This window comes from Ramlibacter sp. JJN2-2R (assembly GCF_057747835.1).
The window spans coordinates 2,885,108-2,901,579 of sequence record NZ_CM173226.1 but is presented as its reverse complement, the minus strand read 5'-3'; the positions used below and the strand labels follow the sequence as shown (position 1 = coordinate 2,901,579).

Annotated in this window: 11 protein-coding genes; 9 read left to right on the top strand and 2 right to left on the bottom strand. The window is 72.7% G+C overall.

The window, feature by feature from the left end; all coding sequences use genetic code 11:
- The first annotated feature begins 4 nt into the window (after positions 1–4).
- The 9 genes from AC3ANR_RS14085 (at position 5) to AC3ANR_RS14045 (ending at position 14,359) form a co-directional block, all read left to right on the top strand.
- Positions 5–820 (top strand): cobalamin-binding protein, encoded by an 816-nt coding sequence (locus AC3ANR_RS14085; protein WP_488288726.1) that lies wholly within the window; start codon positions 5–7, stop codon positions 818–820.
- Positions 817–1,680 (top strand): ABC transporter substrate-binding protein, encoded by an 864-nt coding sequence (locus AC3ANR_RS14080; protein WP_488288725.1) that lies wholly within the window; start codon positions 817–819, stop codon positions 1,678–1,680. The genes AC3ANR_RS14085 and AC3ANR_RS14080 overlap by 4 nt, the downstream gene beginning before the upstream one ends.
- Before the next feature lie 17 nt (positions 1,681–1,697).
- Positions 1,698–2,705, top strand: a complete 1,008-nt coding sequence (locus AC3ANR_RS14075) for a FecCD family ABC transporter permease (RefSeq protein WP_488291820.1) — start codon at positions 1,698–1,700, stop codon at positions 2,703–2,705.
- On the top strand, positions 2,699–3,466 hold the full coding sequence (locus AC3ANR_RS14070; RefSeq protein ID WP_488288724.1) for an ABC transporter ATP-binding protein: 768 nt from the start codon (positions 2,699–2,701) through the stop codon (positions 3,464–3,466). Before AC3ANR_RS14075 ends, AC3ANR_RS14070 begins: the two co-directional genes overlap by 7 nt.
- Before the next feature lie 149 nt (positions 3,467–3,615).
- Positions 3,616–4,053, top strand: a complete 438-nt coding sequence (locus tag AC3ANR_RS14065; RefSeq protein WP_488288723.1) for a universal stress protein — start codon at positions 3,616–3,618, stop codon at positions 4,051–4,053.
- A gap of 170 nt (positions 4,054–4,223) precedes the next feature.
- Complete coding sequence (locus AC3ANR_RS14060) at positions 4,224–5,987, top strand: efflux RND transporter periplasmic adaptor subunit (protein WP_488288722.1); 1,764 nt, start codon at positions 4,224–4,226, stop codon at positions 5,985–5,987.
- 145 nt (positions 5,988–6,132) lie between these two features.
- On the top strand, positions 6,133–9,294 hold the full coding sequence (locus AC3ANR_RS14055) for an efflux RND transporter permease subunit (protein WP_488288721.1): 3,162 nt from the start codon (positions 6,133–6,135) through the stop codon (positions 9,292–9,294).
- A gap of 132 nt (positions 9,295–9,426) precedes the next feature.
- Positions 9,427–12,723, top strand: coding sequence for an efflux RND transporter permease subunit (locus AC3ANR_RS14050; protein WP_488288720.1), 3,297 nt, complete (start codon positions 9,427–9,429; stop codon positions 12,721–12,723).
- A gap of 31 nt (positions 12,724–12,754) precedes the next feature.
- On the top strand, positions 12,755–14,359 hold the full coding sequence (locus AC3ANR_RS14045) for an efflux transporter outer membrane subunit (protein WP_488291819.1): 1,605 nt from the start codon (positions 12,755–12,757) through the stop codon (positions 14,357–14,359).
- Here the strand turns inward: AC3ANR_RS14045 and crcB are convergent, their stop codons facing one another.
- Both crcB and AC3ANR_RS14035 read right to left on the bottom strand, forming a co-directional pair.
- Entirely contained in the window at positions 14,360–14,740 is a 381-nt protein-coding gene (gene crcB / locus AC3ANR_RS14040; RefSeq protein ID WP_488288719.1) for a fluoride efflux transporter CrcB, read from the bottom strand.
- An 8-nt stretch (positions 14,741–14,748) separates the two neighbouring features.
- Entirely contained in the window at positions 14,749–15,018 is a 270-nt protein-coding gene (locus AC3ANR_RS14035) for a hypothetical protein (RefSeq protein ID WP_488288718.1), read from the bottom strand.
- Positions 15,019–16,472: the final 1,454 nt, after the last annotated feature.

The window sequence follows — 16,472 nt, the reverse complement described above, 5'->3', positions numbered from 1 at the left end:
CGCCATGGCCTCGCCCCGCCCGTCCTACGCGCCCTCGCGCATCGTCTGCCTCACCGAGGAGACGACCGAGTGGCTGTACCTGCTGGGCGAGGAGGCCCGCATCGTCGGCATCTCCGGCTACACCGTGCGGCCGCGGCGCGCGCGCGACGAGAAGCCCAGGGTCAGCGCCTTCCTGACCGCGAAGATCGACCGCATCCTGGCCCTGGAGCCCGACTGCGTGTTCGGCTTCTCCGACCTGCAGGCCGACATCGCCTCGGCCCTGGTGCGCCAGGGCGTGCAGGTCACCGTGTTCAACCAGCGCAGCGTGGAGGAGATCTTCTCCGTGCTGTGGCAGGTGGCCGCGCTGGTCGGCCGCGCCGAGCGCGGGCTCGAGCTGCTGCAGGGCATGCGCGAGCGGCTCGAGGCGATCCGCGCCGCGACGCTGGCGTTGCCGCGCCGCCCGCGCGTGTTCTTCGAGGAGTGGGACGAGCCGCCGATCAGCGCCATCCGCTGGGTGAGCGAACTGGTGGGCATCGCCGGCGGCGACGACTGCTTTCCCGAGCTCGCGCGCCAGCCCCTCGGCAAGGACCGCATCGTGGCCGACCCGGCCGAGATCGTGCGGCGCAACCCCGACATCGTGGTCGGGTCCTGGTGCGGCAAGAAGTTCCGGCCCGGGACGGTGGCCGCGCGCCCGGGCTGGGCGCAGGTGAACGCGGTGCGCGACGGCCAGCTGTTCGAGGTCAAGTCGGCCGACATCCTGCAGCCCGGCCCGGCCGCGCTGACCGACGGCGTCGAGCAGCTGCACCGGATCGTGATGCGCTGGGGCGAGGCGCACGCATGAAGCGGCTGCTGCTCTTTTCGCTGCTGGCCTGGGGCGCCGCCTGCGCGGCCGTGACCGTCACCGACGACCGCGGCGCGCAGGTCACGCTGGCCAAGGCGCCGCAGCGCATCGTCACGTTGCTGCCCTCGCTGACCGAGACCGTGTGCCAGCTGGGCGCGTGCGACCGCGTGGTGGGCGTCGACGATTTCTCCAACTGGCCGGCCGGAATCCCGGCGCTGCCGCACCTGGGCGGGGTGGTCGATCCGCAGATCGAGCGCATCGTGGCGCTGCGCCCCGACGTGGTGCTGCTGTCGTCGACCTCGCCGGCGCTGCCGCGCCTGCAGGCGCTGGGCGTGCCGGTGGTGGGGCTGGACATCAGGACGTTGGGCGACGTGCGGCGCGTGGCCGGCACCATGGGGCAGCTGCTGCAGCTGGAGGGCGCCGAAGGGCTGTGGCGGCAGCTGCAGGACCGCATCGACGCCGCCGCCCGCAGCGTGCCGCCGTCCAAGCGCGGGGCGACGGTGTACTTCGAGGTGAGCGACGGGCCCTTTGCCGCCAGCGAGTCGTCGCACATCGGTGAGCTGCTCGCGCGCCTGGGGGCCGCCAACATCGTGCCGGGCCGGCTGGGGTCGGTGCCCAAGCTCAACCCCGAATTCGTGGTGCGGGCCGACCCGCAGGTGATCATGGTGTCGCAGCGCGACATGGCCGCGCTCGCGGCGCGCCCGGGCTGGTCGGGCCTGCGGGCCGTGCGCGAAGGCCGCGTGTGCGGCTTCACGGAGGCGCAGGCCGATGCCATCGCGCGCCCCGGCCCCCGCCTCGCCGCGGGCGCGCAGTTCCTCGCCGATTGCCTGGCGGGCCGCTTGCCGGGGAGGCCGCGGTGAACCGGGCGGCGGTTCCGCTGGACGGGCGCGCGCACGCGCGGCTGCCGCTGCGCGGGCCGGCCGCGCTCGGCGCATTGCTGCTGCTGGCGTCCGTCGCGCTGGTCGTCGTCGGCACCTGCGTGGGCGCCGGCGGCTGGGAGCCGCTGTGGGGCCGCACCGGGCCGGCCGCGGCGATCCTGTGGGACATCCGGCTGCCGCGCAGCGCCGGGGCCTGGCTGGCCGGCGCGCTGCTCGGCCTGGCCGGCGCCGTCGCGCAGGGCCTGTTCCGCAACCCGCTCGCCGATCCCTACCTGCTGGGCAGCTCCACCGGCGCGTCGTTCGGCGTGGCGCTGCTGCTGGCCGCCGCCGGCGCGGCGCCCGCGGCGTCGCCGGCCTGGTGGGCGCATGCGGGACTGGCCACCGGCGGCTTCCTGGGCGCGCTGGCAGCGGTGTTCGTGACGCTGGTGCTGGCGCGCGGCGTGCAGCAGACGCTGCGCCTGCTGCTGGCCGGCGTGGTGGTCGGCATGGTGTTCGGCGCGCTGACCTCGCTGGTCATGCTGTGGTCGCCCGACGTCCTGCGGGCGATGCAGGGCTTCCTGCTGGGCACCACCGGGTTGATCGGCTGGGGCGGCGCCGGCGTGCTGGCCGCGGTCCTGGTGCCGCTGATCGCCGCCGCGGTCGTGCTCAGCCCGGGGCTGGACGCGCTGGCGCTCGGCGAGGCCACGGCCGCGAGCCTCGGCGTGCCGCTGCAGGCGCTGCGGCTCGGGCTGGTGGCGGTGATGGCGCTGGCCACCGGCGCCGCCGTCGCCCAGGTCGGCCTGGTGGCCTTCGTCGGCCTGGTCGCGCCGCACCTGGTGCGCGCCGTCGTCACGCCGACGCACCGCTGGCTGCTGCCGCTGTCGGCGCTGGCGGGCGGCATCCTGCTGCTGGCCGCCGACGTCGGCGCGCGCTGGCTGCTCGCGCCGCAGGAGCTGCCCGTGGGCGTGCTCACCGCGCTGGTCGGCGGCGGCTACCTGCTGTGGCTGATGCACAGGAGGCCATGGTGAAGCCCGCCTTCCTGGCCACCGGGCTGCGGGTGTCCCTCGCCGGGCGCGAGGTGCTGCACGGCATCGACCTCGCGCTGCCGCAGGGGCGCTGGACCGCGATCGTCGGCCCGAACGGCGCCGGCAAGACGACGCTGCTGAAGGCGCTCGCGCGGCTGCTGCCCGCGCACGGCCGCCTCGAACTCCTGGGCCGCGAAGCGTCCGCCTGGAGCGCCCGCGAGCGGGCCCAGGCCGTCTCCTGGCTCGGTCAGGGCGAGTCCGGCGCCGAGGACCTGCGCGCGCGGGACGTGGTGATGCTGGGGCGCCTGCCGCACCAGGCCTGGCTGGCCACGCCGTCGCCGCGGGACGCCGCGGCGGTCGAGGCGGCCATGCGCGAGACGCACTGCTGGGACTGGCGCGAGCGCCCGCTCGGCCAGCTCTCGGGCGGCGAGCGCCAGCGGGTGCTGCTCGCGCGCGCGCTCGCCGTCGGCGCGCCGGTGCTGCTGATGGACGAACCGCTGGCCAACCTGGACCCGCCGCACCAGGCCGACTGGCTGGCCCTGGTGCGCCGCCTGGTGGGGCAGGGCCGCACGGTGGTCAGCGTGCTGCACGAGCTGACCATGGCGCTGCACGCCGACGACCTGGTCGTGCTGCAGGACGGCCGGGTGGCCCACCACGGCGGCTGCGCGGAGGCGGCCACGCACCAGGCGCTGGCGCGCGTGTTCGGGCGCCGCATCCGCGTGCATGCGATCGAGGGGCAGTGGGTGGCGCTGCCCGAGGCCTGAGCGCGGCCCGATTCAAGGGAAATCACACCCGTGGATCGCGGCCCCTCGGGCCGGCCGTGGGCGGCCATGGCCCCTTCGGGTCTGCCCGGTTGTAGAGGGGGGCGGCCCCGTCTATTCTGTGCCGTATCCACCGCAACCGAGAGAGCCGCATGTACAAGCGAATCCTGTTGGCCTATGACGGCAGCGACGCCGGGCAGAAGGCCCTGCTCGATTGCCAGGAACTGGCGCAATGGAGCCGGTCCGAGCTCTTCCTCGTCGCGGTGATGCCCTCGGCGATGAGCTTCGTGGGGCTGGAGGGCGGCGTCTACGACGTCGAACTCGAGGAGCGCGAGCGCGCCAAGTACCAGTCCATCCTGCAGGACGGACTGCGCCGCCTGGAGCAGGCGGGCTACGCCGCGCGCGGCGAGGTGGTGACCGGCGAGGCGGTCGACGAGATCACCAAGTCCGCGCGCAAGGTCGAGGCCAACCTCATCGTCGTGGGCCACAAGCACCTCGACAGCTGGGCCGCCCGCTGGTGGCGCGGCTCGATCTCGGGCGCCCTCATCGAGCACTCGCCCTGCAGCGTGCTCTGCGTCATCACCCCGTAGCGGCCCCGGGGCTGGCGGCCCCATCTTTGCAAAGCAGTCACACGCCGGGCATCCTGCGGACATTCCGCGCCGCCAGAGTCGGGTCGCACCGTCCATCCGCCGCGCCGCGTTGCTAAGCTCGCGCCGCTGCCGGCGCCGCGCGGACTGCGGTGCCGAGAACAAGGACATCGATGCCTGCCGACCACCCCGACGCTCCCACGCCCGCTCCCACCCCCGTTTCCACCGGCCCCGCGCCGCACCGCTTCGGCCGCTTCGGCTTCTGGGCCGGCACGCTGGTCGCCCTGCTCGTGCTCGGCGCGCTCGGCTGGGGGGCCTGGCACCTGACGCGTCCGGACGCCGCGTCCGGCGCGGGGGCGCCGGGCGGCGCCGGCACCGGCGGCGGCGGCCGGCCGGGCGGCCCGGGTGGCTTCGGCGCCGGCGGCGGCCGCGGTGGGCCCCCCACCACGGTGGGCGTGGCCGAAGCGGAGCGCAGCGACCTCAGCGTGACGCTGGAAGCCCTGGGCACCGTGGTGCCGCTCGCCACCGTGAAAGTGCGGCCGCAGGTGTCGGGCGTGCTGCAGGAGGTGCGCTACCAGGAAGGCCAGATGGTGCGCAAGGGCGACCTGCTCGCCACCATCGACCCGCGCCCGTTCGAGATGGCCCTGCAGCAGGCCACGGGCGCGCGCATGCGCGACGAGGCCCAGCTCGATGCCGCGCGCGTCACGCTGCAGCGCTTCCAGACGCTGCTCAAGCAGGACTCGATCGCCCGCCAGGAGGTGGACACGCAGGCGGCGCTGGTCAAGCAGCTCGAGGCGGCCGTGGTGGTCGACAAGGCCAATGAGGGCACGGCCCGCCTGAACCTGTCGTACACCCGCATCGTCGCGCCGATCGGCGGGCGGGTGGGCCTGCGCCCGGTCGACGTGGGCAACGTGGTGGGCACGAGCGACGCCAACGGCGTGGCCGTCATCGCGCAGCTGTCGCCCATCGACGTGCAGTTCGCCGTGCCGCAGGACCAGGTGGGCGCGGTGCAGCAGGGCGGCGGTGCGCCGATGGCGGTCAGGGCGCTGGATCGCACGCGCAGCCAGGTGCTGGACAGCGGCACCTTCGCCTCGCTGGACAACCAGGTCGATCCGCAGACCGGCACCGTCAAGGCCAAGGCGCGGTTCGCCAACGCGCAGGGCACCCTGTTCCCGAGCCAGTTCGTCAACGTGCAGCTGCAGCTGCGCACGCTGCAGGGCGCCACCACCGTGCCGGTGTCCGCCGTGCGCCAGGGGCCCAACGGCGACCAGGTGTTCGTGCTCAATCCCGACCGCACCGTGACGCTGCGCCAGGTGCAGCGCGGCCAGTCCACCATCGACAAGGTGCAGATCGTCAAGGGCCTGCAGGCCGGCGAGCGCGTCATCACCGAAGGGGCCGACCGCCTGCGCGACGGCTCGCGCGTGCTGCTGCCGGGCGATGCGCCGGCCACGGGCCGCCGCGGCGGCGCCTCCGGGGCGCGCGGCCCCGGCGCTGCGGGTGGCTGGAACGGCGGAGGCCGCGCGGCACCGCAGGACGGGGCGCCGGCCAGCGCGCCGGCGGCCGGCAACCCGCCGGCGGCATCGGCGCCTGCTGCCGCCACCCCCGCGGCCCCGTCGGCGTCGCCCGCGTCGCCGACCGCGGCACGTGCCGACGGGCCCACGCGCGCCGCCCCGCGCCCTGGCGCGGGCGCGCCACCGCCAGCCGCGAAGGAGGGCACCCCATCGGCCGCTGCGGCGCCTGCTGCCGGCTCCGCCGCCAAGGGTCCCACGCCCGCGCAGCGCCAGCGCATGCTCGAGTCGGCCCAGGGCGATCCGGAGCAGCTCGAGCGCCGCAAGCGCTTCCTGGAGGCATTGGACCGCGGCGATCCGCAGGCACTGGAGCGCTGGCAGCAGATGCAGCAGCGCCAGCGCGAGCGTGGGGGAGCGCCGCAACAATGACGCACCCGCTGTGCTCCCTCCCCCTCCGGGGGAGGGCTGGGGTGGGGGCCTCCCCCGCGCGTGCCGGCGCCCCGGCCCCGACCCGCCCGCGCAGGGGAGGGGCGGAAGCGGCCCCGGCCCGGCAGGGCATGGAGGAAGGCGCGCCATGAGCCCGTCCCGTCCCTTCATCCTGCGCCCCGTCGCGACCTCGCTGTTCATGCTGGCCATCGTGCTGGCCGGGCTGGTGGGGCTGAAGTTCCTGCCACTGTCGGCGCTGCCGCAGGTCGACTACCCGACCATCCAGGTGCAGACGCTCTACCCGGGCGCGAGCCCGGAGGTGATGGCGCAGACCGTCACCGCGCCGCTGGAGCGCCAGTTCGGCCAGATGCCGGGGCTCTCGCGCATGAGCACCACCAGCGCGGCCGGGGTGTCCATCGTCACGCTGCAGTTCGGGCTCGGGCTGGCCCTGGACGTCGCCGAGCAGCAGGTGCAGGCCGCCATCAACGCCGGCGCGTCGCTGCTGCCGGCCGACCTGCCGGCGCCGCCGGTCTATGCCAAGGTGAACCCGGCCGACGCGCCGGTGCTGACGCTGGCCATCACCAGCGACACCCTGCCGCTGACCGAGGTGCAGAACATCGTCAACACGCGGCTGGCGCTCAAGATCAGCCAGGTGCCCGGCGTCGGCCTGGTCACGCTGTCGGGCGGGCAGCGCCCCGCGGTGCGCATCCAGGTCGACACGCGCGCGCTGGCCGCCAACAACCTGGGCCTGGACAGCGTGCGCAGCGCCATCACGGCCGCCAACGCCAACGCCGCCAAGGGCAGCATCGACGGGCCGACGCGGGCCTGGAGCATCAACGCCAACGACCAGCTGCTGCGGGCCGAGGATTACCAGCAGCTCGTCGTCGCCTACCGCAACGGCGCGCCGATCCGGCTGCGCGACGTCGCCCAGGTGGTCAGCAGCGCCGAGAACGTGCGGCTGGGCGCCTGGGCGGGGCAGGGCGGCGAAGGCGCCAGCCTGACGCCGGCGATCGTGCTGGACGTGCAGCGCCAGCCGGGCGCCAACGTGATCGCCACCGTGGATGCGATCAAGCAGCGCCTGCCCGAGCTCACCGGCGGCCTGCCCGCCGGGCTGCAGGTGCAGGTGCTGTCCGACCGCACCAGCGGCATCCGCGCCTCGGTGCACCACGTGCAGCTGGAGCTGGTGCTGGCCGTGGTGCTGGTGGTGCTGGTGATCTTTGCCTTCCTGCACAGCCCGCGCGCCACGGTGATCGCCAGCCTGGCGGTGCCGGTGTCGCTGATCGGCACCTGCGGCGTGATGCTGTTGCTGGGCTACAGCCTGAACAACCTGTCGCTGATGGCGCTGACCATCGCCACGGGCTTCGTGGTCGACGACGCGATCGTGATGATCGAGAACATCTCGCGCCACATCGAGGACGGCATGCCGCCGATGCAGGCCGCGCTGCGGGGCGCGGGCGAGATCGGCTTCACCATCATCTCGCTCACGGTGTCCCTCGTGGCCGTGCTGATCCCGCTGCTGTTCATGGGCGACGTGGTGGGCCGGCTGTTCCGCGAGTTCGCCGTCACGCTGGCCGTCACCATCCTGATCTCGGCCGTCGTGTCGCTCACGCTGGTGCCCATGATGTCGGCCCGCTGGCTGCGCGCGCACCCGGGCGGCGAGAGCGCCGGCACCGGCCTGGGCGCCCGGCTCGCCCGCGGCTTCGACCGCGTGATCGCCCGCTACGACCGGGCGCTGGTGTGGGTGCTGGCGCGCCAGCGCGCCACGCTGGTGGTGGCGCTGCTCACGCTGGCGCTCACGGTGCTGCTGTACCTGTTCATTCCCAAGGGGCTGTTCCCGACCGAGAACACCGGCCAGCTGCAGGTGCGCGTGGAGGGGGCGCAGTCGATCTCGTTCGGCGGCATGGCGCAGCTGCAGCAGCAGGTGGCCCGCGCCTTCCTGGCCGACCCCGACGTGGTGGCGCTGTCCAGCATCGTCGGCGTCGACGCGGCCAACAACACCATGATGAACACCGGCCGCATGCTGGTGAACCTCAGGAGCGCGCGCGGCGACGTCGGGCCGGTGATGGACCGCCTGCGCCGCGCCGGCGAGCAGGTGCAGGGCGCCGTCGTGCGCGTGCAGCCGGTGCAGGACCTGACCATCGACGCCGAGTCGGGGCCGACGCAGTACCGCTTCTCGCTCGAGGCGGCCGACCAGGCCACGGTGACGCAGTGGGCGCAGCAGCTCACGCAGCGCCTGGCCACCGTGCCGGAGGTGCGCAACGTGGTGTCCGACGCCGGCGCCACCGGCGCGGCGCTGCTGGTGGACATCGACCGCGACACCGCGGCGCGGCTGAACATCACGGCCGCCGCCATCGACGACGCGCTGTACAGCGCCTTCGGCCAGCGCATCGTCTCGACGATCTTCACCGAGACCAACCAGTACCGCGTGATCCTGGAGGCGCGCCCCGACGCGACGCCCAGCCCGCAGGCGCTGGGCCAGGTGCTGCTGCGCAGCGGCTCGGGCGAGCCGGTGCCGCTGGCGTCGATCGCCCGGCTGGTCGAGCAGCGCGCGCCGCTGCAGATCACGCACGTGGCGCAGTACCCGGCCACCACCATCGGCTTCGACACCGCGCCGGGCGCCTCGCTCGGCCGGTCGGTGGACGCCATCCGCGCGGCCGCCCGGGACATCGGCCTGCCGGGCACGGTGACGCTCACGTTCCTGGGCGCCTCGGGCGCCTACGAGGCGTCGCTGACCAACCAGCTGTGGCTGATCCTGGCGGCGGTGGTCTGCGTCTACATCGTGCTGGGCGTGCTGTACGAAAGCTACGTGCACCCGGTGACGATCCTGTCGACGCTGCCCTCGGCCGGCGTCGGCGCGCTGCTGATGCTGATGCTCACGGGGCACGACCTGGGCGTGATCGGCATCATCGGCATCATCCTGCTGATCGGCATCGTGAAGAAGAACGCGATCATGATGATCGACTTCGCCCTGGAGGCGCAGCGGCAGGAGGGCAAGTCGCCGCGCGAGGCGATCCACCAGGCGGCGCTGCTGCGGTTCCGTCCGATCCTGATGACGACGCTGGCGGCGCTGTTCGCCGCCGTGCCGCTGATGCTCGGCTGGGGCGAGGGCGCCGAGCTGCGCCGGCCGCTGGGCATCGCCATCTTCGGCGGTCTGGTCGTGAGCCAGCTGCTGACGCTGTTCACCACGCCGGTGATCTACCTGTGGTTCGACCGGCTGGGGCAGCGGTGGCGCAAGGATAGGCAGCCGGCGCTGGAATCTCCCTCCCCCTCCGGGGGCGGGCAGGGGTGGGGGCATGCGGCCGGTGAATAGACGTCTCTTTCACTGCGCCGGGCGTGCCCCCACCCCGACCCTCCCCCAGGGGGGGAGGGAGGAAGAGCGCCAGCCAGGGGAGGAAGGCCGCTCGGCGAGGGAGGAAGGCCGCCGGGCGGGGGAGGAACGGGCGTGAATTTGTCCGCCCCCTTCGTCCGGCGCCCGGTCGCGACGGTCCTGCTCACGCTCTGGATCGCGCTGGCCGGTATCGCCGCGTTCTTCGTGCTGCCCGTGGCCCCGCTGCCGCAGGTGGACTTTCCGGTCATCACGGTGTCGGCCAACATCCCCGGCGCCAGCCCCGAGAACATGGCCAGCGCCGTGGCGACGCCGCTGGAGCGGCGCCTGGGCACCATCGCCGGCGTGAACGAGATGACCTCGTTCAGCGGCAACGGCTCCACCCGCATCAACCTGCAGTTCGACCTGAACCGCAACATCGACGCCGCCGCGCGCGAGGTGCAGGCCGCCATCAACGCCACGCGCGCCGACCTGCCGTCCACGCTGCGCAGCAACCCGGTCTACCGCAAGGCCAATCCGTCGGCCGCGCCGGTGATCATCCTCGCGCTGACCTCGCCCAGGCGCACGCCGGGCCAGATCTACGACGAGGTCTCCAACCTGGTGCAGCAGAAGGTGGCGCAGGTGCAGGGCGTGGGCGACGTGGAGATCGGCGGCGGCTCGCAGCCCGCCGTGCGCGTGGAGCTGTCGCCGTACGCGCTGAACAAGTGGGGCATCTCCACCGAGGACGTGCGCGCCGCCATCCAGGCCAGCAGCGCCAACCGGCCCAAGGGCCAGGTGGAGGTGGAAGGCCGGCGGCTGCAGATCTACACGCGCAACAGCGCCGGCGGCGGGCGCACCGCGGCCGACTACAAGGGGCTGGTGGTGGCGTGGCGCAACGGCGCGGCGGTGCGGCTGGGCGACATCGGCGAGGTGGGCGACAGCGTCGAGAACATCTACACGCTGGGCCTGTTCAACGGCGAGCCGGCGGTGATCGTGCTGGTCACGCTGCAGCCGGGCGCCAACGTGATCACCACCGTGGACGGCGTGCGGGCGCTGCTGCCCGAGCTGCAGCAGGAGCTGCCGCAGGACGTGAAGATCCAGGTCGCCTCGGATCGCACCAACTCCATCCGCTCGGCGCTGCACGAGGTCGAGCTCACGCTGGTCGTCGCCGTGCTGCTGGTGGTGCTGGTGGTCAGCCTGTTCCTGCGCAGCGCGCGGGCCACGTTCATCCCGGCCATCGCCACCGTGGTGTCGCTGCTGGGCACGTTCGGCGTCATGTACTTCCTGGGCTTTTCGCTCAACAACCTGTCGCTGATGGCGCTGACGGTGGCCACCGGCTTCGTGGTGGACGACGCCATCGTCGTGCTGGAGAACACCGCGCGCCACATGGAGCAGGGCATGGACCGCTTCGCCGCCGCGCTGCTGGGCGCGCGCGAGGTCGGCTTCACGGTGCTGTCGATCAGCCTGTCGCTGGTGGCGGTGTTCATCCCGCTGCTGTTCATGGGCGGGCAGATCGGCCGGCTGTTCCGGGAGTTCGCCGTCACGCTGTCGGCCGCGGTGCTGATCTCGCTCGTCATCTCGCTGACCACCACGCCGATGCTGTGCGCCTGGCTGCTGCGGCCGGGCACGCAGCACCGGCCGCAGGGCCGCGTGGGCCGGGCGCTGGAGGCCGCCTTCGGCCGGGTGCACCGCGCCTACGCGCTCAGCCTGGACTGGGCGCTGCAGGCGCGCTGGCTGGTGCTGCTGGTGCTGGCGGCGGTGGTCGGCATCAACGCCTGGCTGTTCGTGAAGATCCCCAAGGGGTTCTTCCCGCAGCAGGACACGGGCCAGTTCAACGGCGGCCTGCGCGCCGACCAGAGCATCTCGTTCTCGGCCATGCAGGACAAGCTGCGCGCGCTGGTCAACATCATCCGCAGCGACCCGGCGGTGGACACGGTGGTGGGCTTCACGGGCGGCGGCCGCGCCGGCGGCGGCTTCGTGTTCGTCAACCTCAAGCCCGCGGCGCAGCGGCCGCCGGGCGAGCGCGCGCAGGCCGTGATCTCGCGCCTGCGCCCGCAACTGGCCGGCGTGGCCGGCGTGAGCCTGTTCCTCAACCCGGTGCAGGACCTGCGCATGGGCGCGCGCTCGTCGAACTCGACCTACCAGTACACGCTCAAGAGCGACAACGTGGCCGACCTGAAGAAGTGGGCGCTGCGGCTGGCCGAGGCCATGAAGCGCCAGGACGCGCTGGAGGACGTCGACACCGACCAGCAGGAGAACGGCGTCGAGGCCTACGTGCAGGTGGACCGCGATACGGCGGCGCGGCTGGGCGTGAACACCCGCGACATCGACAACGCGCTGTACAACGCGTTCGGCCAGCGCCAGGTGGCCACCATCTACGAAGAACTGAACCAGTACAAGGTGATCCTGGGCGTGGCGCCGCGCTTCGCCCGCAGTCCCGAGTCGCTGCGCGACATCTACGTGCCGGCCCGCAATGCGGCGGCGGCCTCGCAGGTGGCGGGGGCCACGACGGCCGCCGCCGGCGGCGCGGCCGTCACGGCCGGCAGCACCGCGGCGACGACGTCGGCTGGCACGGCCGGCGGCACCTCCGGCGGCAACGCCGCCATCAACCCCGGCCTGCGCGACCAGGCCAGCGGCCAGCCGCTGGCCAGCGCGACGCAGGTGATGGTGCCGCTGTCGGCGCTGGCCACCTTCGCGGAGCGGCCGGCCGCCACGGCGGTGAGCCACCAGGACGCCGAACTGGCCACCACCATCTCGTACAACCTGGCCGAAGGCCGGACGCTGGCCGACGGCCAGGCGGCCGTGCGCGCGGCCGAGGCCGAGATCGCGCTGCCGAACAACGTGCGCGGCAGCTTCCAGGGCACGGCGCGCGCGGCGCAGGAGTCGCAGGGCCAGCAGCCGCTGCTGATCCTGGCCGCGCTGGTGGTCATCTACATCGTGCTGGGCATCCTGTACGAGAGCCTGGTGCATCCGCTCACGGTGCTGTCCACGCTGCCGTCGGCCGGCGTGGGTGCCGTGCTGGCGCTGCTGATCTTCAAGCTGGACTTCTCCATCATGGCGCTGATCGGCGTGTTCCTGCTGATCGGCATCGTGAAGAAGAACGCCATCCTGATCATCGACTTCGCCCTCGACGCCGAGCGCTCGCGCGGCCTGTCGCCGGAAGCGGCGGTGCGCGAGGCCTGCCTGCTGCGCTTTCGCCCCATCCTCATGACCACGCTGGCCGCGGCGCTCGGCGCGCTGCCGCTGGCCATCGGCTTCGGCGAGGGCGCCGAGCTGCGCCGGCCGCTGGGCATCGCGGTCATCGGCGGCCTGGTCGCCAGCCAGCTGATCACGCTGCTGACCACCCCCGTCGTCTACCTGCTGCTGGACAAGCTGCGCCGGCGCAGCCCGCACGAACGCGAGTTCGGGCGTCCGCATGAACCAGAGCCCGTTTGAGATGCATGCCACTGCCTTTCCGTCCCACGCCATGCCCGGCCTGAACCCTGACGTCGCTGCGGGCGCGGCGGGTCCGACCCGCCAGCCTGGCCGCCGATCGCCTCGCTCCCGCGTGTTGCCCGGTCCGGCCCCGCACGCCGGGTTGAGCGTGCGCGTCCTCGCGGGCGCGCTGGCCCTGGCCCTGGCCGGCTGCGCCACCGGCCCCCGCTACGACGCGCCGCCGGCGGTCGACACGCCCGCGGCGTTCAAGGAAGGCGCCGGCCAATGGGTGCCCGCGACGCCGTCCGACGCCGCCGAGCGCGGCCCGTGGTGGCAGGTGTTCGCCGACCCGGTGCTGGCCGGCCTGCTCGCGCGGGTGGAGGTGTCGAACCAGAACGTCGCCGCGGCCGTCGCCTCGTACCACCAGGCGCGCGCACTGGTGTCGCAGCAGCGCGCCGGCCTGTTCCCCACCGTGTCGCTCAGCGGCTCGGCCAACCGCAGCGGCAGCCGGGGCGGCTCCGGCGCCGGGACCGCGACCACGTCCACCGGCAGCACCGTGGTGGTGGGCGGCGGCAACGGCAGCATCCGCGACAGCTACCAGCTCACCATCGGCGGCAGCTGGGAGCCGGACGTCTGGGGGCGGCTGTCGGCCGGGGTGTCGGGCGCGCGCGCGGGCGAGCAGGCCAGCTTCGCCGACCTGGCCTCGGCGCGCCTGGCCGCCCAGGGCGAGCTGGCGGTGGACTACTTCAACCTGCGCTCGCTCGACGTGCAGCGCGAGCTGCTGGCGCGCACGGTCGCCGGCTACGAGCGCGCCGTCACCATCACCGGCAACCGCTACAACGCCGGCATCGCCGCGCGCACCGACCTGTTGCAGGCACAGACCCAGCTGGCCAACGCGCGCGCCGACCTGCTGGACCTGCAGCGCCAGCGCGCCCAGCTCGAACACGCGATCGCCGTGCTGGTGGGCCAGGCGCCGGCGAACTTCTCGCTGCCCGCCGAGCCGGCCTGGGCCGCGCAGGTGCCGGCCGTGCCGCCTGCCTTGCCCTCGACGCTGCTGCAGCGCCGCCCCGACATCGCGGCGGCGGAACGCCGCGTGGCGCAGGCCAACGAGCAGATCGGCATCGCGCGCGCCGCCTACTTCCCCAGCCTGCGGCTCACGGGCTCGATCGGCTCGGGCGCCAGCGCCATCGGCGACCTGTTCAGCGCCTCGTCGCTGGTGTGGGGGCTGGGGCTGTCGGCCGCCCAGACGCTGTTCAACGCCGGCCTGACGGCGGCGCAGGTGCAGGGCGCGCAGGCGGGCTTCGAGGCCTCGGTGGCGCGCTACCGGCAGGCGGTGCTCGGCGCCTTCCAGCAGGTGGAGGACCAGCTCGCGGCCTCGCGCATCCTGGGCGAGGAACTGGCCCTGCGCGAGGAGGCCAGCCGCGCCGCCGACCTGGTGGAGCAGCAGGTCCTCAACCGCTACCAGGCGGGGCAGGTGGCCTTCACCGAGGTGATCACCGCGCAGAACACGGCGCAGGGCGCCCGGCGCGCGCTGGCGCAGCTGCAGGCGAGCCGGCAGGTGGCGGCGGTGACGCTGATCCAGTCGCTGGGCGGCGGCTGGCAGGGGATCGAAGCGGAAGGCGCAGCCGCGGCCATGCCGGCGAAGACGGGTTCGTGATCAGCGCGCGGCGACGAACTGGCCGCAGCGCAGACCCACCCAGGTGAGGGCCAGCGACCCCAGCAGGTGCAGCGCCGCGAGGGCGAAGGCCTGCCCCAGGCGCTCGGCCTGCAGCAGCTGCACGGTTTCCATCGAGAAGGTCGAGAAGGTGGTCAGCGCGCCCAGGAACCCCGTGACCAGCGCCAGGCGCCACACGGGATCGATCTGCGGCTGGGCCTGGAAGATGGCCACCAGCAAGCCGATGGTCCAGCCGCCCAGCAGGTTGGCGGCCAGCGTGCCCACGGGCAGCCAGTGCGTGCCCGTGTTGAGCCAGAGCGACAGCTGCCAGCGCGCGATCGCGCCGAGGGAGGCACCGATGCAGAGCAGCAGGACCGGGAGCATGTGCCGCGTCAGGCCTGGTGCTTGCCCATCAGCGACAGGATGCCGGCCTCCAGGCCTTCCATGCGCGCGGCGAGCGTGGGCGCGGCCTCCTTGGCGACCTTCATGTACCGCTCGAAGGTGGTGATGAGCGCCGCCCGGTCCGGGTGGTTCAGCAGGACCGCGGCGAGCGTGGCCTGCAGCACCTGCACCTGGGCCACCAGCGCGAACTGGTTGTCCTTCAGGGCGTTGATGTTCTCGGCCTGCTCGAGGAGCTGCTGCTGCAAGTCTTTGTCTTCCATGAGGGGCAATGTAGCAGGCGCGGCGAGGGCGGGCTGGGTGTGGCGCAAGACGTGTCCGGCGGCGCCCCTCACCGCGAGGGGCAGGTCGCGGACGGTGCTGCGCTGCGAAGAGCGGGTCGCGCAGCGGGGGCCGAGAGCGCCTTGGGATTTACGCTGCGGGTTGTCACGGCGCGTCGAGACCGCAGGCGCATCCAGTCTCGCCACCCTTGCCCGCGCCGCAGCTTGCTGGCAGACTGCCCGACACAAAAAAATGCCGCGCGGGCGATTGCCCGGCGGTTTGATCCAGCAAGGACCCAAGCGCGCGCTTGCGGGATAAGAGGTCTCGATTTCGAGGTCCTTGTTGGAACGGGAGGGCAACAAAAATGCAAGGACGACAGACACTTACGCGCGCACGACGCGCCAGCTTATTCCGCACCTGCGGGATAACACTTTTCGGTCTGCGGTCTAAATTACGTTAGGTCTCACGAGGAGCGCCATGCGACAAACAAAGATCCAGCCAACGGACTTGCGCGTGCAGGGAGACCCGGATACGGGTGAGGTCTGGGTCCACTACCGAACTGGGCCGGATTCGACCACTTCCATTCAGCTTTCGCCAAAGTTGCTCGGCGAAACTGTCCTGAATCTTGTTCTTTGCGCTTCCCAGAGCAAGCGCAGAGAAGTCTTGGAAGTGGCGCAGCTATTCGCCACTCGTGAATTGCACGCGAAGATCTCCCCGGGTCCACTGCTGCTGTTGGAGCAGCAGCTTGAGTGCGGCCTGTCTATGACAACAACCCTAGAAAGCGGTGACGCCGAGCGCCTTGCGAGCGAGTTGGCCGCGGGACTTGCTGCGGTGCAGGGGAGCGGTAGTGGGACCACTCACTAGCATGAGACCTAACAGGTCGTTCGACACGGACACGCACCGGCAGTGCGCCGCAAGGCGTGTGGACAAGCCTACGCCGTGCGGCGCACTGCCGGCGCGTGCCGGTCAACTCCGACGTTAGGCCGCGGTGAAGCGCTCAGCGAAGTTTTTGGTGGCGTTGGCGGGAACCAGCATCGCCGTCGCTTTCATTGACGCGGCGATGCACGTCTCGCCCAGGCAGGTCAGTCCTTTAAGTTTTGTGTACGGAATCGTGTTCGCGAGTCTTATCTTTCAATGGAGCAAGGCTTACACATCTGAGAGAGGCCTGGAATCGCCTTTGGGCATCACGGTCCTTGCTGCTTTCCTGCCTCCAGTTGGAATTCCTATCCTGTTTTTTCGGCTCCTCTCCATTCCCCAAGCCGTGTGGGCTTCCGCAAAGGCCGTGGCTTTCGCAATCGCCCTTTTCGCAATAAATGCGCTCGTGCTCTATGGTCTTCAGTTCGCCTCTGCCTAACTGGTCGTTCGACACGGACGCGCACCGGCAGCGCGCCGCAAGGCGTGTGGACGAGCCTACGCCGTGCGGCGCACTACCGGAGCGCGCCGGTCAACTTCGACG

Excerpts from the sequence above, each read along its gene's own strand:
- AC3ANR_RS14080 (WP_488288725.1), top strand. The coding sequence starts at position 817 with ATGAAGCGGCTGCTGCTCTTTTCGCTGCTGGCCTGGGGCGCCGCCTGC.
- AC3ANR_RS14035 (WP_488288718.1), bottom strand. The coding sequence starts at position 15,018 with ATGGAAGACAAAGACTTGCAGCAGCAGCTCCTCGAGCAGGCCGAGAAC.
- AC3ANR_RS14085 (WP_488288726.1), top strand. The coding sequence starts at position 5 with ATGGCCTCGCCCCGCCCGTCCTACGCGCCCTCGCGCATCGTCTGCCTC.
- AC3ANR_RS14065 (WP_488288723.1), top strand. The coding sequence starts at position 3,616 with ATGTACAAGCGAATCCTGTTGGCCTATGACGGCAGCGACGCCGGGCAG.
- AC3ANR_RS14045 (WP_488291819.1), top strand. The coding sequence starts at position 12,755 with ATGCCCGGCCTGAACCCTGACGTCGCTGCGGGCGCGGCGGGTCCGACC.
- AC3ANR_RS14060 (WP_488288722.1), top strand. The coding sequence starts at position 4,224 with ATGCCTGCCGACCACCCCGACGCTCCCACGCCCGCTCCCACCCCCGTT.
- AC3ANR_RS14055 (WP_488288721.1), top strand. The coding sequence starts at position 6,133 with ATGAGCCCGTCCCGTCCCTTCATCCTGCGCCCCGTCGCGACCTCGCTG.
- AC3ANR_RS14070 (WP_488288724.1), top strand. The coding sequence starts at position 2,699 with ATGGTGAAGCCCGCCTTCCTGGCCACCGGGCTGCGGGTGTCCCTCGCC.
- crcB (WP_488288719.1), bottom strand. The coding sequence starts at position 14,740 with ATGCTCCCGGTCCTGCTGCTCTGCATCGGTGCCTCCCTCGGCGCGATC.